This window comes from Amycolatopsis sp. lyj-346 (assembly GCF_046548975.1).
Classification (GTDB): Bacteria; Actinomycetota; Actinomycetes; order Mycobacteriales; family Pseudonocardiaceae; genus Amycolatopsis.
Genome location: NZ_JAJPWT010000002.1, coordinates 144,998 through 166,736 on the forward strand (window position 1 = coordinate 144,998; position 21,739 = coordinate 166,736).

The window sequence follows — 21,739 nt, forward strand, 5'->3', positions numbered from 1 at the left end:
ACCTAGTCACCGGCGCCCAGCTTTTCGTCCAGCAGCGCGAACATTTCGTCGTCGCTGGCCTCGGCGAAGTCGAAGCCGGCGTCGGCCACGTCGTCCCGGGCGGTCCACGTGCCGCGCACCCGCTCCAGGCGCGCCGTGATCTCTTCGAGCGCGCCGGGGTCGATCGCCGTGTCCCGCAACGCTTGTTCCAGCCGGGCCAGGTCGGCCAGGATCGCCTGCTCCGGCTTCTCGTCCGGGGCGAGCAGCTCCGCGAGGTGCCGGGCGAGCTCGCGCGGGGTCGGCTGGTCGAACGCCAGCGTCGCGGGCAGCGCCAGGCCCGTCACCGCCGTCAGGCGCCGGCGCAGCTCGACCGCCGTCAGCGAGTCGAAGCCCAGCTCCGTGAACGCCTGGTCCGGGCCGACGCGGTCCTGGTCGCCGTGCTCCAGCACCACCGCGACGGCGTCGGCCACGACCTCCAGCAGCAGTTCCGTCCGCTCCGCCGCGTCGAGCCCGGTCAGCCGGGGCGCGAGGTCCGGCACCGCTCGTCCCACCCCGGCGGCCGCCCGCCGGGGTGGGACGAGCGTGCGCAGCGCCGGCGGGACGTCGTCGAGGGCGCGCAGCGCGGGCAGATCGAGGTGCACCGGCACCACGAGGGGGTCGGCACCCGCTCGGACGGCGTCGAACGCGGCCAGGCCGTCCGCCGGGGCGAGGAGCCCGACGCCCGCGCGGGCCAGCCGCCGGAGCTCCGCCTCGGGCAAGGCCGCCGTCATCCCGGTCCCGGCCGTCCACGGGCCCCACGCCAGCGCCACCGCGGGCAGGCCGCGGCGCTGGCGCTGGACGGCGAGCGCGTCGAGGACCGCGTTCGCGGCCGCGTAGTTCGCCTGGCCCGCGCCGCCGAACGTGCCCGCCAGCGAGGAGAACAGCACGAACCCGGCGAGGTCGTGCCCGGCGGTCAGCTCGTGCAGGTGCCGGGCACCGTCGGCCTTGGGGCGCAGCACGGTGTCGAAGCGCTCCGGCGAAAGCGAGCCGACGACACCGTCGTCCAGCACGCCCGCCGCGTGCACGACGGCGGTGAGGTCGAGACCGTCGAGCACCGCCGCGACTTCGGCGCGGTCGCCGACGTCGCAGGCCCGCACGTCGGCTCGGGCACCCAGCTCGGCGAGGTCGTCGAGGAGCCCGGGCTCGGCGGTGCCGGACCGGCTGACCAGGACCAGGTGCCGGTACCCGCCGGCGGCGAGGTGCCGGGCGACCAGTGCGCCGAGGCCGTTCGTGCCGCCGGTGACGAGCACCGCGCGGTCGCGGTCCCACTCGGTGACGGCGTCCCCGGGCGTGGCCCGTTCGACCCGTGCGGCCGAGGCCACACCGTCCCGGATGGACAGTTCCGGTTCCCCGGACCCGAGGAAGCCGCGCACGGCCAGGGAGCCGTCGGAATCGGCCAGGACGAACCGGCCCGGGTTCTCCTGCTGCGCGGACCGCACCAGGCCCCAGACGGCGGCCGCCGCGAAGTCCTCGCCGTCGAGCGCGCCGGTGGTCCGCACGACCAGCTTCGCGGTTTCGAAGCGCGGGTCGGCCAGCCACGCCTGGACCAGGGCCAGCACCTCGGCGGTGCCGACGCGGAGGTCGGCGCCCGCCGGAACCGCCACCTCGAAGAACTCGGGCACCGCGGCCAGTTCGGCCAGGGCCCGCGCCGGATCGGTGAGGGTGTGCCCGGGGGCGGTGACGACGTCGGCGGGGGCGGCGGCGATCGGCGTCCAGCCGAGCCGGTAGAGGTGCGCGGGGCGCGGCTGACCGGCCTCGCGGACGGTGAGCCCGTCGACCGACGCGACCGGCGTACCGGCGGCGTCGGCGATCGCGAGGCTGATCGCGTCCGGGCCCGCCGGGGCCAGCCGGACCCGCAGGTCCGCCGCGCCGGGCCGGTGCACCGACACCCCGCGCCAGCTGAACGGCAGCGCGGGCGGGCCGTCGGGCTCGGCCACGAGCGCGGCGTGCAGGACGGCGTCGAGCAGCGCCGGGTGCAGGCCGAAGCCGGCGGCGTCGTCGACGCGGACTTCGGCGAACAGCTCGTCCCCGCGCCGCCACAGCGCCTTCAGGCCCTGGAACGCCGGCCCGTAGGCGAAACCGCGGTCGGCCAGGGCCTCGTAGGCGCCGGTCAGCTCGACCGGAACCGCTTCGGCCGGCGGCCAGTCCGCGGCGTCGAAGCCCGCCGGCGCCACGTCCGGGGCGACGACGCCGGTCGCGTGCCGGGTCCAGCCGCCGTCGTCGCCCGCGGAGTGGATCTCCACCGGGCGCTGCCCGGCGGCGTCCGGTGCACCGACGGAGACCTGGACGGTCACGGCCCCGGTCAGGACCAGTGGCGCCAGCAGGGTCAGGTCACCGACGCGGGCGCAGCCGGCCTGGGCGCCGGCGTGGCGCGCCAGCTCCAGGAACGCCGTGCCCGGCACGAGGGCTGCGCCGAAGACGACGTGGTCGGCCAGCCACGGCTGCGTGGACGGCGACAGGCGGCCGGTGGCGACGAGCGTGCCGGTGCCCGCCACCTCGACGACCGCGCCGAGCACCGGGTGCCCGCCACCGCGCGGGGCGTCCGCCGGGCGGGCCGGCGGCCAGAACCGCCGGTGCTCGAACGGGTAGGCGGGCAGGTCCGCCCGCGGCCCGTCGGCGGCCCAGGCCACGTCGAGCCCGGACACGTGCAGCCGGGCCAGCGCGGTCAGGAACGTCCGGTCCTCGGCGCGGTCGCGGCGGGCGGCCGGGACGACGACCGCGTCCGGCACGTCGACCAGGCCGGACAACACCGCGTCCGGGCCGACCTCGACGAACCGGGTCACCCCGGCGAGCCGGTCGAGCGCCTCGGCGAACCGGACGGTGTCGCGCACGTGCCGGACCCAGTACGCCGGGTCGGTGACGTCGCCCGAAGCGATCATCGGGATCTTGGGCTCGGCGAAGGCGAGTCCGGCGACGACCTCACCGAAAGCGTCCAGCATCGGGTCCATCAGCGGCGAGTGGAACGCGTGCGAGACGGGCAGCCGCCGCTGCTTGCCGAACTTCCCGGCCACGGCGGTGACCGCGGCTTCGAGCCCGGACAGCACCACCGACCGGGGTCCGTTGACCGCGGCGATGCCGACCCCCTCGCCCAGCAGCGGCCGGACGTCCGCTTCGGACGCCTGGACGGCGATCATCGCGCCGCCTTCGGGGAGTGCGCCCATCAGCCGGGCGCGGGCCGACACCAGCGTGCAGGCGTCGTCGAGGGTGAGCACACCGGCGATGTGCGCGGCCGCGATCTCCCCCACCGAGTGCCCGGCGACGAAGTCCGGGCGCACGCCCCGGGATTCCAGCAGCCGCGCCGTGGCGACCTCGAACGCGAACAGTGCGGGCTGGGTGTGCTCGGTGCGGTGCACCCGGTCGTCGGCCAGCGCGGACCGGACGGCCGGGCCGAGCCGGTCGAGGACGTCGTCGAACGCGGTGGCGAACACCGGGAACCGCGCGGCCAGCTCGCGGCCCATGCCCGGCCGCTGCGCACCCTGGCCGGAGAACAGGAACGCGGTCGAGCCGGTGGTGGCCGCGCCTTCGACGACGTCGGGAGACGGCTCGCCGGCGGCGAACGCGGCCAGCGCCTCGGCGGGCCGGTCGGAGACGACGACGGCCCGGTGCGCGAACTTCGGACGCCGGGCCAGCGCGCGGCCCACGTCCGCCGCGGGCCACTCGTCCACCGTGGCCGAAAGGCGGATCGCGTGGGTCCGCAAGGCCGCGGCCGAGCGCGCGGAAAGCGGCCAGACCGACGGCTCTTCCGGCCCTTCTGCCGCAGTGGGCAGCGCGGGACCCTGCTCGATGATCACGTGGGCGTTGGTGCCGCTGATGCCGAACGACGAGATCCCGGCCCGCCGCGGCCGGGACACCGACGGCCAGTCGCGGGCTTCGCCGACGACCTCCACCGCGCCCGCGGTCCAGTCCACCTGGGATGACGGGGTGCCGGTGTGCAGACTGGCCGGGACGACGCCGTGGCGCATCGCCTGGATCATCTTGATGATGCCCGCGACGCCGGCCGCGGCCTGGGTGTGGCCGATGTTCGACTTCACCGAACCGAGCAGCAGCGGGGTGTCCCGGTCCTGGCCGTAGGTCGCCAGCAGCGCCTGGGCTTCGATCGGGTCGCCCAGCATGGTGCCGGTGCCGTGCGCCTCGACGACGTCGACGTCCGATGTGGACAGTCCGGCGCCGTCGAGCGCGGCGCGGATCACGCGTTGCTGCGACGGGCCGTTCGGCGCGGTCAGGCCGTTGGAAGCACCGTCGGAGTTCACCGCGGAACCCCGCACCACCGCGAGGATCCGGTGGCCGTTGCGGACAGCGTCGGACCGCCGCTCCAAAACCAGCAGGCCGACGCCTTCGGCCCAGCCGGTGCCGTCGGCGGCGTCGGAGAACGCCTTGCAGCGGCCGTCCGGGGACAGCCCGCGCTGGCGGGCGAACTCGACGAACGTCGCCGGGGTCGCCATCACGGTGACCCCGCCGGCCAGCGCCAGGGAGCACTCCCCCGACCGCAGCGCCTGGCTCGCCCAGTGCAGCGCCACCAGCGACGACGAACACGCCGTGTCGACCGTGACCGCCGGGCCTTCCAGCCCGAGCGTGTAGGCGACGCGGCCGGAGGCGACGCTCGGCGCGCTGCCGTTGCCCTGCTGGCCTTCGTAGTCGCTGCCGGCGAGCAGGCTGCCGTAGTCGCTGTACATCACGCCGGCGAACACGCCGGTCGCGCTGCCGCGCAGGGTCGCCGGGTCGATGCCCGCGTGTTCCAAAGCCTCCCAGGACGTTTCGAGCAGCAGGCGCTGCTGGACGTCGGTCGCGACGGCTTCGCGCGGGCTCATGCCGAAGAACCCGGCGTCGAAGCCGGCGGCGCCGTGCAGGAACCCGCCCGCCCGCGCGTAGGTCGTGCCCGCGTGGTCGGGGTCCGGGTCGTAGAGCGCGGCCAGGTCCCAGCCGCGGTCGGCCGGGAACGGGCCGATGGCGTCGCGGCCGGTGGCGACCAGGTCCCAGAACTCGTCCGGCGAGCCCACGCCACCCGGGTAGCGGCAGCCCATGCCGACCACGACGATCGGATCGTCGTCGCGGGCGCGGGCCGGGCGGACCTCCGCGATCGGGGCGTCCGCGCCGGTCAGCTCGGCCAGCAGGAACGCCGTCAGCGCCGCGCTGTTCGGGTGGTCGAACACCAGCGTCGACGGGAGCCGCAGCCCGGTCGCGGTGGCGAGCCGGTTGCGCAGCTCGACACCGGTGAGCGAGTCGAAGCCCAGCGCGGAGAAGGCGCGGGACGGCTCGACGGCGGCCGGGTCGGCGTGCCCGAGCACCGCCGCGACCTGCGTGGTGACCAGGTCGGCGACGACGTCGTGGCGCTCGGCTTCCCCCAGGCCGGTCAGCCGCGAAGCGAGCTCGCCCGCGGCGGCGGCCCGGCGCGTGGTCGCGCGGACCAGCCCGCGCAACGGCGCGGCGACCTCGCCGGACGCCGTCGCGGCCAGCCGGACCGGCACCAGCGCCGGTGTCCCGGCGCCGATGGCGGCGTCGAACAGCGCGAGGCCGTCTTCGGCGGTCAGTGCGGCGATCCCGGCCCGAGCCATCCGCGCGAGCTCGGCGCCGCCGAGCTCCGCGGTCATGCCGCCGACCCCGGCCCACGGCCCCCAGGCGAGCGAGACGGCCGGCAGGCCGAGCGCGGCGCGGTGCTGGGCGAGCGCGTCGAGGTAGGCGTTGGCGGCGGCGTAGCCGGCCTGTCCCGCGCCGCCGATCGTGCCCGCGACCGACGAGAACAGCACGAACCCGTCGACGTCGCCGGCCAGCTCGTGCAGCAGCCACGCGGCCTCGGCTTTCGGCCGCCGGACGCGGTCGAGCTGTTCCTCGGTCGTCGTTTCGACGGTGCCGTCCTCCAGGACGCCGGCCGCGTGCACGACGGCGGTCAGGCGGTGGCCGTCGAGAACCGCGGCGAGCGCGGCGCGGTCGGCGACGTCGCAGGCGGCGACCGTCACCTCGGCGCCGGCGTCGGTCAGCTCGGTGACGTCGGCCCGGCCGCTGCGGCTGACCAGCAGGAGGCGGCGCATGCCGTGCGCGGTGACCAGGTGCTTGGCCAGCAGGCGGCCGAGGCCGCCGGTGCCACCGGTGATCAAGACGGTGCCGTCGGGATCCCAGCCGAGCGGGCCGGGCTCGGCGGGCACCTTGACGAGCCGCGGAACCTCCACGACGCCGTCGCGCACGCGGGCTTGTGGTTCACCGGTGACCAGTCCGACGCCGGCCGGATCGGCGCTGTCGACGAGCACGAACCGGCCCGGGTGCTCGGACTGCGCCGCCCGGACCAGTCCCCACACGGCGGCCGCGTCGAGGTCGGCGCCGTCGGTGGCACCCGTGGTGTGGAAGACGAGTTCCGCGTCGCGAGGCTCGGCGAGCCAGTCGCGGACCAGCGCCAGGGCCCGCGCGGGGCCGTCGGCCGTGACGACGACCCGGTCCGGCGTCTCCTGCCGGGTCGAGGTGGCCGGCACCCAGTCCAGCCGGAACAGGGCGTCCTCGGCGCGGGTGCGGGCGGCGGTCGCGGGCCGGAACGTCACCGCTTCGACGTCCGCGACCGGCTCCCCTTCGGCGTCCACGAAGGACAGGGAGACCGCGTGGTCCCCGGCCGGGCGGATCCGGACGCGCAGGAACGACGCGCCGGTGGCGTGGAGCCGGACGCCGCGCCAGCCGAACGGCACGTGCGGCCGGTCGTGCCCGGCGGTGAGCGCGACGGCGTGCAGGGCGGCGTCGAGCAGCGCCGGATGCACCCCGAACGCCGTGGCCGGCTCGTCGCCGAGGCTCAGTTCGGCGAAGACGTCGTCGCCGTGGCGCCAGGCGCGGCGCAGGCACTGGAACGCGGGCCCGTAGCCGAGGCCGAGCGCGGCCAGCCGGTCGTAGGCGTCGCCGAGTTCGAGGGGCTCGGCATCGTCCGGGACGCGCACCTTCCGGTACGCCGCCGGGGTTTCCGGTTCGAGGACGCCGGTCGCGTGGCGGGTCCAGCTGCCGTCGTCGCCCTCGATGCGGGCGAAGACGTCGAGCTCGCGCTGTCCGTCCTCGGCCGGGGCGGTCACGCGGACCTGCAGGTGGACGGCACCGTCCGCCGGGACGACGAGCGGCTCGACGACGGCCAGTTCGCGCACGACGGCGCCGAAGCTCAGTGCCAGTTCGGCGAAGGCCGCACCGGGCAGCACGACCGTGCCCAGGACCGTGTGGTCGGCCAGCCACGGCTGCGCGGTCAGGGAGAGCCGGCCGGTGTGCAGCCGGCCGCCGCCGCCGGCGAGGTCGACCGTGCCGCCGAGCAGCGGGTGCGTGGCCGCGGCGAGCCCGAGCCCAGCGGGGTCGCCGGTGGCTCGGCGAGCCGGGGGCCAGAACCGTTCGTGCTGGAAGGCGTAGCCGGGCAGCGGAACCGGGCGGCCGTCGGCGAAGCCGTCCCAGTCCACCGGCAGACCGGCCGCGAAGAGGCGGGCGAGCGCGGTGCGGAAGGTGCGCGGCTCGGCACGGTCGCGGCGCAGCACCGGCACGACGACGGCGTCTTCGCTCGCCGCGAGTCCGGCGAGAACCGCGTCCGGGCCGACTTCGACGAACTTGTCGACGTGCCACGCCCGCAGCGCACGCAGGGCGTCGGCGAAGCGGACGGTGTCCCGGACCTGCCGCACCCAGTACGCCGGATCGGTGACGCTTCCGTTCGCCACCACGGGAATGACGGGCTCGTGGTAGGTCAGGGTGGCCGCGACTTCGCCGAACTCGGCGAGCATCGGGTCCATCAGCGACGAGTGGAAGGCGTGCGAGACCGCCAGCCGTTTGGCGTCACCGAAGTGCGCGGCAACAGCGGCGACAGCGTCTTCGGGGCCGGTGATGACGACCGAGCGCGGGCCGTTGACGGCCGCGATGTCGACGCTCTCGGCCAGCAGCGGCCGGACGTCGTCCTCGGCGGCCCGCAGGGCGACCATCGCCCCGCCCGGCGGGAGGGCCTGCATGAGCCGGCCGCGGGCGGTGACCAGCCGGGCCGCGTCGGCCAGGGAGAACACCCCGGCGACGTGCGCGGCGGCGAGCTCGCCGATCGAGTGGCCGGCGACGTAGTCCGGGTGGGCTCCGCGGGCGGTCAGCGTGTGGAACAGCGCGACTTCGACGGCGAACAACGCCGCCTGGGCGTACTCGGTCCGTTCGAGGGCGGCGGCGTCGTCGCCCCACATGACGTCCCGGACCGCCGGATCGAGCGCGGCGAGCACGGTGTCGAGGGCCGCGGCGAAGACGGCGTCGGCGGCCAGTTCGCGGCCCATGCCGAGGCGCTGGGAACCCTGGCCGGAGAACAGGAACGCGGTCCGGCCGGGCGCGGGTCCGCCGGTCACGACGTCCGGGTGCTCGGTGCCGTCGGCGAGCGCGGACAACGCGCTCTCGCCGAACACGACGGCTCGCTCGTCGAAGCGGGCGCGGCCGTTCACCAGCGTCCACGCGACGTCACGAGGATCGCGTTGCCCGACGTGGGCCCGCAAGTGCCGCGCTTGTTGCCGCAGGGCGGCGGGTGTCTTGGCGCTGAGCAGCCACGGCACCTCGGGCGGCGTGGGCCGTTCGGGGACGGGAAGCGGCTCCGGCTGCTCCAGGATGACGTGGGCGTTGGTACCGCTGATGCCGAAGGACGACACGCCGGCCCGGCGGGGACGGCCGGCGGCGGGCCAGGAGGTTGCGCCGGTGGCCAGCTCGACCGCGCCCGCGGTCCAGTCGACGTGCCCGGACGGTGCGGTGACGTGCAGGGTCCGCGGCACGACGCCGTGGCGCATCGCCTGCACCATCTTGATGATCCCGGCCACTCCGGAAGCGGCCTGGGTGTGTCCGAGGTTCGACTTCACCGACCCGAGCAGCAGCGGCGTCTCGCGTCCCTGCCCGTAGGTCGCGAGCAGGGCCTGCGCCTCGATCGGGTCGCCGAGGGTGGTGCCCGTGCCGTGCGCTTCGACGACGTCGACGTCCTGGGCGGACAGGCCGGCGTTGGCCAGCGCCGCGCGGATGACCCGCTGCTGGGACGGGCCGTTCGGCGCGGTGAGGCCGTTGGACGCGCCGTCGGAGTTGACCGCGGAGCCCTTGACCACGGCGAGGATCTCGTGGCCGTGGCGTTCGGCGTCGGACCGCCGTTCCAGGACCAGCACGCCGACCCCCTCGGACCAGCCGACGCCGTCGGCGCTGCCGGAGAAGGGCTTGCAGCGGCCGTCGGGGGCGAGACCGCGCTGGCGGGAGAACTCGACGAACGCCGCCGGGGTCGCCATCACCGTGACGCCGCCGGCGAGGGCGAGGTCGCAGTCGCCGGCGCGCAGGGCTTGCGCGGCCCAGTGCAACGCCACCAGCGACGACGAGCACGCCGTGTCCACGGTGACCGCGGGTCCCTCGAGGCCGAGGACGTAGGACACCCGGCCGGAGGCGACGCTGCCCGCGCTGCCGCTGGTCTGGTAGCCCTCGGCGTCTTCGCCGCCGTCGAGCAGCCTGCTGTAGTCGCCGTACATCACGCCGGCGAACACTCCGGTGGCGCTGCCGCGCAGTGACGAGGGATCGACGCCCGCGCTTTCGACCGCGGCCCAGGACGTCTCGAGCAGGAGGCGCTGCTGGACGTCGGTCGCGACGGCTTCGCGCGGGCTCATGCCGAAGAACCCGGCGTCGAAGCCGGCGGCGTCGTGCAGGAACCCGCCGTGGCGCGTGTAGGACGTGCCGGGGTGGGCCGGGTCGGGGTCGTACAGCGCGGCGAGGTCCCAGCCGCGGTTCGCCGGGAACCCGGTGATGGCGTCGCCGCCGGTTTCGACCAGCTGCCAGAGGTCTTCGGGCGAGCCGACCCCGCCGGGGTAGCGGCAGGCCATGCCGACGATGACGATCGGGTCGCCGTCGACCGCCTTCGCCGTGGGCGCGGTTTCGGCCGGTGCCTCACCGGCGATGTGGTCGGCCAGTGCGCCGACGGTCGGGTAGTCGAAGACGAGCGTCGCCGTCAGCTTCAGCCCGGTGGCGGCGGCGAGCCGGTTGCGCAGTTCGACGGCGGTGAGCGAGTCGAAGCCGAGCTCGGCGAACGACTTGGCGGCGGTGATCCGCTCGGTGCCGCGGTGGCCGAGGACGTGCGCGACCTCGTTCGTGACGACGACCGCGGCCTCGGCCCGCCCGCGCGGCCGCCCGGCCACCGCGGCGGCCCGCCGGGCGGGGGCACGGACCAGGCCGCGCAGGGGGTACGGGAGGTCATCGCGGCGGCGCAGGACGGCCCGGTCCAGCCGGACGGGCAGCACCACGGGCGCGCCGGCGGCGAGGGCGGCGTCGAAGAGCGCGGTGCCCTGCTCGACGGCGAGGGGCGGGAACCCGGCACGGGCGAGCCGTTCGAGGCCGGTGGCCCCGAGGTCGGCGGTCATCCCGGCGGTCGGGACCCACGGGCCCCACGCGAGGCTGACGGTGGGGAGGCCGCGGGTGTGACGGTGGGCGGCGAGGGCGTCGAGGAACGCGTTGGCGGCGCCGTAGCCGGCCTGGCCGGGGAGGCCGAGGGTGCCGGAGACGGAGGAGAAGAGGATCAGGTCGGTGTCGTCCGCGGTCAGCTCGTGCAGCAGCCACGCGGCCTCGGCCTTGGGTCGCTGAACGGCCGCGAGGCGCTCGGGGGTCAGGTCGGCGAGGAGGGCGTCGTCGAGGACTCCGGCGGCGTGGACGACGGTGGTGATTTCACGGTCGTGGAGCAGCTGTTGCAGGGCGTCCCGCCGGGTGACGTCACAGGGGGCGATGGTGACTTCGGCGCCGGCTTCGGTGAGTTCGGCGATCAGGTCGGCGGCACCGGGGCTGTCGGGGCCGCGACGGCTGACGAGCAGCAGGCGGCGGGTGCCGGTAGTGGTGACGAGGTGCCGGGCGATGATCGCGCCGAGGCCGCCGGTGCCGCCGGTGATGAGGACGGTGCCGTCGGGGTCCCAGGTACGGGTGGTGGTCGGCGGGGCGGGGATGAAGCGGGCGGCGAGGAGGGTGTTGTCGCGGAGGGCGAGCTGGGGTTCCTCGCTCGCGAGGGCGGCGAGGTGGAGCTCGGGGGTGACCGGTTGCGGCTCAGCGGCCTGCGCCGGCAGATCCACCAGGCCGAACCGGCCCGGGTGTTCCGCCTGCGCCGCCCGCACCAAACCCCACACCGCCGCAGCCGCAACATCCGCGCCCTCGGTCGCGCCGCGGGTCACGAACACCAGCTTGCCCGTCGCAACCTCGGCGATCCAGCGCTGGGTCAGCTCCAGTGCCCGGCACGTCAGCTCATGCGCCGAAGCCGGAACATCCGGACCGGCTCCGGCCAGGCATGTCACCACCAGAGGCGCACCGGTGAGGTCGTCGACCCTCGGCAGGGCGAGGCCGAACGGATCCTCACCCCACAGCACGGCACCGGAAGCCGGGGCGGGCGTCAGCACCGGAGTCCACCCGAGGGTGAACAGCGCGTCGTTGCGCTGGACCACCGGGCGGTGTTCGCGCAGGTCGAGGGCATCGACCGTCGCCACCGGGCTGCCGTCGGGGGCGAACAGCTCCAACCCGTCCCCGCGGACGTGGACCCGCAGCGCCACCGCGCCCGCCGCGTGCAGCGCCACCCCGCGCCACGAGAACGGCAGCACCCGCGCCGGGGTGTCCGGGCGCAGCGTCAACGCGTGCAGGGCCGCGTCCAGCAGCGCCGGGTGCAGGCCGAACTCCGCCGCCTCCGCGTGGTGCTCCTCGTCGAGGGCCACCTCGGCGAACACCTCGCCGCCGCGGCGCCAAGCCGCGCGCAAACCGCGGAAACGGGGGCCGTACTCGAAGCCGTCCGCCTCGAAGTCCGCGTAGAAGTCCGCCAGGGTGATCGGCGAGGCGTCCGCGGGCGGCCACACCTCGGCGTCGCCGGCGGGAGACGGCAGAGCCGAGCTCAGGGTGCCGGTGGCGTGTTCGGTCCAGGTGTCCTCTTCGGACTGTCGTGAGTGGATGGAGATCGGCCGGGTGCCGTGCTCCCCCGGCTCGCCCACCCGCACCTGCACCGACGCGGGCACCACCAGCGGCACGGCCATGGTCAGCTCGTCGATCCGCGGGCTACCGCACTCGTCGCCCGCGCGGATCGCCAGTTCGGCCAGCGCCGTGCCCGGCAGGAGCGCCGCCCCCGCCACGACGTGCTCCGCCAGCCACGGCTGCGCGGCCACCGACAGCCGCCCCGTCAGCACGACCTCGTCCGAGCCGGCCAGTGCCACCACGTCGTCGAGCAGCGGGTGCGCCGGCGACCCCGCCGCGCGGACCGGTCGCGGCGCGGGCCAGAAGCGTTCGCGCTGGAACGGGTACGTGGGCAGGTCGACCCGCCGTCCGCCGGTCAGCGCGGGCCGCCAGTCGACGTCCACCCCGGCCACGAACAACCGCGCCGCGGCCTCGACGAACGCGGCTTCTTCACCACGGTCACGCCGCATCAGCGGCACCGCGAGCGCCTCCGGCACCAGCGCCGACAGCACACCGTCCGGCCCGGCCTCGACGAACCGCGTCACCCCGGCCCCGATCAGCGTCGTGACGGCGTCGGCGAACCGGACCGCCTCCCGCGCGTGCCGGGCCCAGTAGTCCGCGGTGGCCGGATCGCCCCCGGCGACCACAGTGGACACGAAGGGCATGCTCGGCGCGGCGAACGTCAGCCCGCTCAGGACGTCGGCGAACTCCGCGAGCATCGGCTCCACCAACGGCGAGTGGAACGCGTGCGACACCGTGAGCCGCCGCGTCTTCCCGAACCGCGCGGCCACCTCGGCGACGGCCTCCGCCGTTCCGGAGAGGACGATCGAGCGGGGCCCGTTCACCGCGGCGATCGCGACGTCCGGGCGCAGCAGCGGCCGGACCTCGTCTTCGGCCGCCACGACCGCGACCATCGCGCCGCCGTCGGGCAGCGCCTGCATCAGCGCACCGCGGGCGACGACCAAGCGGCAGGCATCGGCCAGCGAGAACACGCCGGCGACGTGCGCGGCCGCGATCTCGCCGATCGAGTGACCGGCAACGAAATCGGGCGTGACACCCCACGATTCGGCCAGCCGCAGCTGCGCCACCTGCAAGGCGAACAACGCCGGCTGCGCGAATTCCGTGCGGTCCAAGCGCGCCTGGTCATCGCCGCGGAGGACAGCCGCGATCCCGGGACCGAACTCCTCGAGGACGGCGTCGTGGGCCTCGGCGAACACGGGGAACCGCCGCGCCAGCTCGTGCCCCATGCCCGCGCGCTGGCCGCCCTGGCCGCTGAACAGGAACGCGGTCCGGCCGGGCACGGCGGGGCCGGTCACGGCGGCCGGGTGGTCGAGCGCAGACAGGGCGGACCGGGTGGTCTCCGGGTCGGTGGCGAGCACGACGGCGCGGTGCGCGAACCGCGACCGGCCGGCGAGGGTGTGCCCGACGTCGAGCGAGTCGGCGGCGAACGCGGCCAGGCTCGCCGCCTGCTCGTGCAGTGCGGCCTCGGACTTGGCCGACAGCGGCCACGGCACGACCGCGGGCACGGGCGCGGCGGGTGCCTCCGGGGTGGCCGGGGGTTGCTCGAGGATCGCGTGGGCGTTCGTGCCGCTGATCCCGAACGACGAGACCGCCGCCCGGCGCGGACGGCCGTGCTCGGGCCACCCGGCCGGCTCGGCGAGCAGCGCGACACCGCCGTCCTCCCAGTCGATGCGCGACGACGGCGTGTCCGCGTGCAGGGTGCGCGGCAGCACGCCGTGGCGCATCGCGAGGACCATCTTGATCACGCTCGCCACGCCCGCGGCGGCCTGCGTGTGCCCGAGGTTCGACTTGACGGAACCCAGCAGCAGCGGGGTTTCGCGGTCCCGGCCGTAGGTCGCGATGAGCGCCTGCGCCTCGATCGGGTCGCCCAGCGGGGTACCGGTGCCGTGGCCGTCCACCGCGTCGACGTCCGAAGCGGACAGGCCGGCGCTCGCGAGCGCGGCGCGGATGACGCGTTGCTGCGACGGGCCGTTCGGCGCGGTGAGACCGTTGGACGCGCCGTCGGAGTTGACCGCGCTCCCCCGGACCACGGCCAGGATCGGGTGACCGTTCCGGCGAGCGTCGGAAAGCCGTTCCAGCAGCAGCATCCCGGCGCCTTCGGCCCAGCCGGTGCCGTCCGCGCCGTCGCCGAAGGAGCGGCAGCGGCCGTCCGCGGACAGGCCGCGTTGCCGGGAGAACTCGACGAACGTCGACGGCGTCGCCATCACCGTGACGCCGCCGGCGAGGGCGAAGTCGCACTCCCCCGACCGCAGGGCCTGCGCGGCCAGGTGCAGCGAGACGAGCGACGACGAGCACGCCGTGTCCACGGTGACCGCCGGGCCCTCCAGCCCGAGCACGTAGGACACCCGGCCGGACGCGACGCTGCCCGCGCTGCCGCTGGTCAGGTAGCCCTCGGCGTCTTCGCGGCCGTCGAGCAGGCGGCTGTAGTCGTGGTACATCACGCCGGCGAACACGCCGGTCGCGGTGCCGCGCAGCGCCACCGGGTCGATGCCCGCGCGCTCGACGGCCTCCCACGACGTTTCGAGCAGCAGCCGTTGCTGGGCGTCGGTGGCGAGGGCTTCGCGCGGGCTCATGCCGAAGAACCCGGCGTCGAATTCCGCCGCGTCGTGCAGAAATCCGCCGTGGCGGGTGTAGGACGTGCCGGGGTGATCGGGGTCGGGGTCGTAGAGCGCGTCGAGGTCCCAGCCGCGGTCGGCGGGGAACTCCGAGATGGCGTCGCGGCCGTCGCGGACCAGCTCCCAGAGCTGCTCGGGCGTGCGGACGCCACCCGGGTAGCGGCAGGCCATGCCGACGATGACGACCGGATCGTCGGTCGTCGCGGCCGTGCGGCGGACGTCGGCGACCGGGGTGCCGGCGTCGAACAGCTCGGCCAGCAGGTGCGCGGCCAGCGCGCTGACGGTCGGGTGGTCGAACACCAGTGTGCCGGGCAGCCGCAGGCCGGTGGCGGCGGCGAGCCGGTTGCGCAGGTCGACGCCGCTGAGCGAATCGAAGCCGAGGTCGGAGAACGTGCGGGCGGGATCGACCGCGGTGGCGTCGGCGTGGCCGAGTGCGAGCGCCACGTGCGTGGCGACCAGCCCGGCGAGGGCTTCCGCGCGTTCGGCGGCGGGCAGTGGCGTGAGGGTGCGGACCAGGTCGCCGGCCTGCGCGGCCCCGGTGGCGGCGCGGCGGCGGCCGGGCCGGACCAGGCCGCGCAGGACGTGCGGGACTTCCGGCTGCCGTCGCACCGCGGCGAGGTCGAGCGGCAGCGGGAGGAGCGCGGGTTCGCCGGCGCCGCGGGCGGCGTCGAACAGGGCGAGGCCGGCTTCGACGGTGACCGGGGGCATCCCGGCTTCGGCGAGCCGGCGCAGGTCCGCTTCGGACAGCGTGGACGTCATGCCACGGCCCGATTCCCACGGACCCCAGCCGAGGGAAACCGTGTGCGGGCGACAACGGGCGAGTGCGTCCAGGAAGGCGTTCGCCGCGGCGTAGTTCGCCTGCCCGGCACCGCCGAACGTGCCGACGACCGAAGAGAAGAAGACGAGCTCGGTGCCGTCCGCGGTCAGCTCGTGGAGGTGCCAGGCCGCGTCGGCCTTGGCGCGCAGGACGTACTCGAAACGCTCCGGGGTGAGCGCGGCGAGGGTGCCGTCGTCGAGGACGCCGGCGGCGTGGACGACGGTGGTGATGTCGCGGCCGTCGAGGAGGCGGGCGAGGGCGTCGCGGTCGCCGACGTCGCAGGCGGCCACCTCGACGCGGGCGCCGAGCGCGGCAAGATCGTCGAGAAGGGCGGGGTCGGCGGTGCCGGAGCGGCTGACGAGCAGCAGGTCGCGGCGGCCGCGAGCGGCGAGGTGGCGGGCGACGGCGCTGCCGAGTCCGCCGGTGCCGCCGGTGATGAGGACGATGCCGTCACGTTCGGGGGCGTCGGCCGGTGGCTCGGTGATGCGGGTGAGCCGGGCGGCGAAGACGCGGCCGCCGTCGATCTTCAGGACGGGTTCGCCGGTGGCGACCGCCTCGGCGGGCTCGAGGGAACCATCGGTGTCGACGAGCACGAACCGGCCGGGGTGTTCGGCCTGTGCGGCGCGGACCAGTCCCCCGGCCGCGGCCGCCACCGGGTCGCCTTCCCGGGTCACGACGACCAGGGTGCGGTCGCCGGTGAGGCTCTCTTGCAGCTTGGCCAGGACGTGGGTGGTCACTTCGCGCAGGGACCGCGGGACGTCGGTCAGGTCGCCGGTGACGGTCAGGAGGTCGAAGGCGGGCGCGGTTTCGCGAGTGGTGACGGGCGTCCAGCCGAGGCGCAGGAGTGGTTGCGAGGCCTTGGTCGCGCCGGGGCGGCGCAGGACGAGGCGCTCGACCGAGACGACCGGGGTGCCTGCCGGGTCGGTGGCGGTGACGCGGACGCCGCCGTCAGCCGGGGCGAGCCGGACGCGCAGGGCGGTGGCGCCGGTGGCGTGCAGGGTGACGCCGTGCCAGGAGAACGGGACGCTGCCGCTGAGGTCGGGGTCGAGGAAGGAGACGAGCCGGAGGGTCGCGTCGAAGAGGGCGGGGTGGAGACCGTAGGCGGGGGCGTCGGGACGCTGCGGTCCGGCCAGGGCGACTTCGGCGAAGATGTCCGGGCCTCGGCGCCATGCGGCGGTCGGACCGGGGAAGGCGGAGCCGTAGCCCAGGCCGTCGGCGGCGAGGCGGTCGGCGAGGCCGGTGAGGTCGACGGGCTCGGCATCGCCGGTGGGCCAGGTGTCCGGGCCGAAATCTTCGCCTGCCGCCGTTTCCGGGACCAGGCGGCCGGTTGCGTGGCGCACCCACGTCTCGTCCGTGCCGTCCACCCGCGACGACACCGCGAACTCGCGCCCGCCCTCGTCGTCCGCGGCGCCCACCCGCACCTGCAGGCGGCGGTCCACGGTCAGGGCGAGCGGCGCCTCGATCGTCAGCTCGTCGACCGCCAGGTCCTCGCCCGCCGCCAGCGCGAGCTCGACGAACGCCGTGCCCGGGAGGACCGGGGTTCCGTGGACCGTGTGGTCGGCCAGCCACGGCTGGATCGCCGTCGTGAGGAGGCCCGTCAGGACCACGCTGCCGTCGGTCAGGTCCAGGGTCGTGCCCAGCAGCGGGTGCCCCGGGGCCGACGGCCAGAAGCGCCGGTGCTGGAACGCGTACGTCGGCAGGTCCACCACTCGCGCGCCCGAACCGGCGAACCACGCGGGCCAGTCCACCGCCGAGCCGGCGACGTGCAGGCGCCCCAGGGCTTCGAGGATCGCGACCGGCTCCGGGCGGTCGCGGCGCAGGACCGGCGTCACCACCGCGGACGGCTCGTCGACCAGCCCCGCCAGCACCGCGTCCGGGCCGACCTCGACGAACGTCGTCACGCCCGCTTCCCTCAACGAGCCGAGCGCGTCGGCGAAGCGGACCGTCGCGCGCACGTGCCGGACCCAGTACTCCGGGGACGTCACGTCGCCGGCCGCGACCACCGGGATTTCCGGCGGCGCGAACGACAGCTCCGCCACGACCGCGCGGAACTCCGCCAGCATCGGCTCCATCAGGGACGAGTGGAACGCGTGCGAAACCGCGAGCCGCTTCGACTTCCCGAAGCGGGACGCCACCGCCAGCACCGCCTCCTCGACGCCGGAGATCACCACGGACCGCGGGCCGTTCACCGCCGCCAGATCGACGCCGTCGGCCAACGCCGGGCGGACATCCTCTTCGGACGCCTCGATCGCGACCATCGCGCCGCCGCGCGGCAGCGCCTGCATCAAGCGGCCGCGCGCCGACACGAGAGTGCACGCGTCGGCCAGCGTCAGCACGCCGGCCACGTGCGCGGCCGCGATCTCCCCCACCGAGTGGCCGGCGACGAAGTCCGGGCGGACGCCCCACGACGCCAGCAGCCGCGACAAGGCCACCTCGATCGCGAACAACGCCGGCTGTGCGAAACCGGTTTCGGCCAGGGCGCCGGCGTCGGAACCCCACACCACCGAGCGCAGTGCGGGCTCGAACGACGCCAGGACCTCGTCGAAGGCTGCCGCGAACACCGGGTACTCCTGGGCCAGTTCCCGGCCCATGCCGATCCGCTGGGCGCCCTGCCCGGTGAACAGGAACGCCAGCGGCCCCGGCGATGCGACGCCCCGGGCGACCTCGCGGACGCCGCCGGCCTCGGCGAGCAGCACCGCGCGGTGGGCGAACCGGGCCCGGGCAGTCGCCAAGGTGTATCCGGCGTCGAGCGGCGCCGGAGACGCGTCGGTCAGCCGCGTGACCTGCTCCGCCAAGGCCTCCTCGGACCGCGCCGAAACGATCCAGGGCACCACGGGCCGCTCGGCCGCCGGAGCCGGCGCCACCACCGGAGCTTCGAGGACGACGTGGGCGTTGGTCCCGCTGATCCCGAACGACGAGACGCCGGCTCGCCGCGGCCGGTCCGCGGCCGGCCACTCGCGCGGTTCGGCGAGCAGCTCGACGGCCCCCGCCGCCCAGTCCACATGGGACGAGGGGGTCCCGGCCCACAACGACTTCGGGACCACGCCGTGGCGCATCGCCAGGATCATCTTGATGATGCCGGCGACGCCGGCCGCGGCCTGCGTGTGGCCGATGTTCGACTTCACCGAGCCGAGCAGCAGCGGCGTTTCGCGATCCTGGCCGTAGGTCGCGAGCAACGCCTGCGCCTCGATCGGGTCGCCCAGCGTCGTCCCGGTGCCGTGCGCCTCGACGACGTCGACGTCGGCGGTGGACAGACCGGCGGCGCCCAGCGCGGTCCGGATGACCCGTTGCTGCGACGGGCCGTTCGGTGCCGTGAGGCCGTTCGAAGCGCCGTCGGAGTTGACCGCGGAACCCCGCACCACCGCGAGGATCCGGTGACCGTTGCGGACGGCATCGGATTGCCGCTCCAGCACCAGCAGACCGACGCCTTCGGACCACCCGGTGCCGTCGGCCTCGTCCGAAAAGGACTTGCAACGGCCGTCTCTCGCCAGGCCACCCTGGCGCGCGAAGTCGAGGAACGTCGCCGGCGTGGACATGACCGTGACCCCGCCGGCCAGCGCCAGCGAGCATTCCCCCGACCGCAGCGCCTGGGCCGCCCAGTGCACCGCGACCAGCGACGACGAACACGCCGTGTCCACCGTGACCGCCGGGCCCTCCAGCCCGAGTGCGTACGCGACCCGCCCCGACGCGATGCTGCCCGCGGTCCCGTTGACGTCGAAGCCGCGCGTCCCGGGATCCTGCGCGATCGCCGCGTAGTCGTGGTACATCACCCCGGCGAACACGCCGGTGCCGGAGCCCTTGAGCGACGTCGGATCGATGCCCGCCCGCTCGAACGCCTCCCACGAGACTTCCAGGAGCAGCCGCTGCTGCGGGTCGGCGCTGAGCGCGTCGCGGGGTGAGATGCCGAAGAAGTCGGCGTCGAACCCGGCGGCTTCGTGCAGGAAGCCACCCTCGAAGCCGGCGCCGGGCAGGTGCCAGCCGCGGTCGGCGGGGAACGGCGTGATGCCGTCGCGGCCTTCGGTCAGCAGTTCCCAGAAGTCCTCCGGCGACGCCACCCCGCCCGGGTACCGGCAGGCCATGCCGACGATCACCACGGGGTCGTCGTCGCGCGCCGCCACCCGCGCCGGGCGGGAGGACGAGTCGTCCCCGGACGCCAGGAACTCCGTGACGGCGTCGGGTGTCGGGTGGTCGAACACCAGCGTCGCGGGCAGCCGCCGCCCGCTCGCCTCGGCGAGGCGGTTGCGGAGCTCGACCGACGTCAGCGAGTCCAAACCCAGTTCGCGGAACGTCAGCGACGAGTCGACCGACGCCGCGGACGCGTGGCCGAGGACGTTCGCCACCGTCGACACGACCAGTGCGCCGAAGTCGGTCGCCGCCGCGGCCGCCCGGCGCGGGCGCGGCGGGGCCAGGCGGTGGAACACCGGCGGCACGACGTCCAGGGCGCGCAGGGCGGCCCGGTCGACGTGCGCGGCGACCACCGCGGGCTCGGTCCCGGCGAGCGCCGCGTCGAACCAGGCCAGGCCCTCCTCGACCGAGTGGGCCGGCAGCCCGGCACGGGCCATCCGGCGGCGGGCGGCCTCGGACAGCGTGCCGGTCATGCCGCTTTCGCGCGCCCACGGGCCCCACGCGATCGCGCGGGCCGGCAACCCGGCGGCGGCGCGGATCCGGACGAGGTCGTCGAGGGCCGCGTTGGCCGCGGTGTAGGCGCCTTGGCCGCCGTTGCCGAGCACGCCGAACACCGACGTGAACACGACGAAGGCGGCCAGGTCGGGTGCCAGCTCGTGCAGGTGCCAGGCCGCGTCCACCTTCGGGGCGAGGACGCGGCCGAGGCGATCCGGGGTCAGGGTGCCGAGCACGCCGTCGTCGAGGACCCCGGCGGCGTGCACCACGCCGGTGACGGGGTGGGCGGCGAGCAACCCGGCGACGGCCTCGCGGTCGGAGACGTCGCAGGCGACCAGGGCCACCTCGGCGCCGAGGGCGGTCAGCTCGCCGGCCAGGTCACGGGCACCGGGTGCGTCGGCGCCCCGGCGGCCGGCCAGCACCAGCCGCGCCACGCCGTGGGTGGTCACCAGGTGCCGCGCGACGTGCGCACCGAGCCCGCCGGTGCCGCCGGTGATCAGGACGGCGCCGTCACCCCAGCCGGCCGTCCCGGGTTCGGCGGTGGGCACGGGCGCGAGGCGCGGTACCTCGACCCGGCCGTCGCGGACGCGGGCTTCGGTCTCCCCGGACGTCGGCAGCGCGGCCAGCTCGGCCGCCGAGGGCACGCCGGAGAGCAGGAAGAACCGGCCCGGCCGTTCCGACTGGGCCGAGCGCACGAGACCTTCCGCCGCGGCGGCGACCGGGCCACCGCCGGTGACGAACACCAGCCGCGTGTCGTCCTCGAGGTGCCCGCGCAGGTGGCTCAGCACGGTCGAGGTCACCAGGCGGACACCGGCCGGGATGGGCAGCCCCACGGGGTCCGGGATCGGCACGAGCAGGACGTCGGCCGATGCCGGGACCGCGTGCCGGCCGGTCAGCAGCGCCCCGAAACCGTGGTCGTCCGCACCGACGACGGCCCAGGTCAGGTCGGCCGGAGCACCGAGGTCCTTGGGTGTCCACTCGACCCGCAGCAGCGGCGGCGCCACCGGGCCCGCGTCGGCCGGGGGCCGCAGCACCAGTGACCCGACGGTGGCGACCGGCGTGCCCTCGGGGTCGGTCACCGACAGGGTCACGGTGTCCGGACCCAGGCGGCGGATCCGCAGCCGCAGCGTGGACGCGCCGACCGCGTGCAGGCCGACGTCCGACCAGACGAACGGCAGCCGCGCGCGCGGGCGCGGGTCGAGCCCGAGGAACGGCACCAGGTGCAGGGCGGCGTCGAACAGGGCCGGGTGCAGCAGGTAACCCGCGGGGTCGCCGGCCTCCGGGGGCAGGACGAGGTCCGCGCACAGGTCGTCGCCCTCGTGCCAGGCCGCGCGGACGCCGCGGAACGCGGGCCCGTAGTCCAGGCCGGCCGCGGCCAGGGTCGGGTACAGCTCGGCGACGTCGAGGGCTGCCCCCCGATCCGCCGCCGGCTGGACCGGGGCCGGGACGGCCGGCACGAGCCGGCCGGTGGCGTGCTCGGTCCAGGTGCCGTCCGAGGTGCGGGAGTGGACGGTGACCGGGCGGCCACCGTCGTCGGCGCCGACGCGGACCTGCACGGTCACGCCGTCGCTCGCCAGCGGCAGGGGCGCGGTGAGGGTCAGCTCGGCGAGCGCGCCGCACCCCGCCTCCGCGCCGGCGCGCAACGCGAGTTCGACGAAACCCGTGCCGGGGAACAGGATGCGGTCCTCGACGACGTGGTCGGCGGGCCACGGCAGCGCGTCCGGCGAGACGCGCCCGGTGAGCACGAAGC

General features: G+C 75.8%; 1 pseudogene (only partly in view). It reads right to left on the bottom strand.

Annotated features, from left to right (window positions below):
- Positions 1-2 precede the first annotated feature (2 nt).
- Positions 3-21,739 (bottom strand): annotated as a pseudogene (locus ACLJQE_RS07720) (SDR family NAD(P)-dependent oxidoreductase); its annotated part runs 5,386 nt beyond the window's last position; the annotation flags it as partial.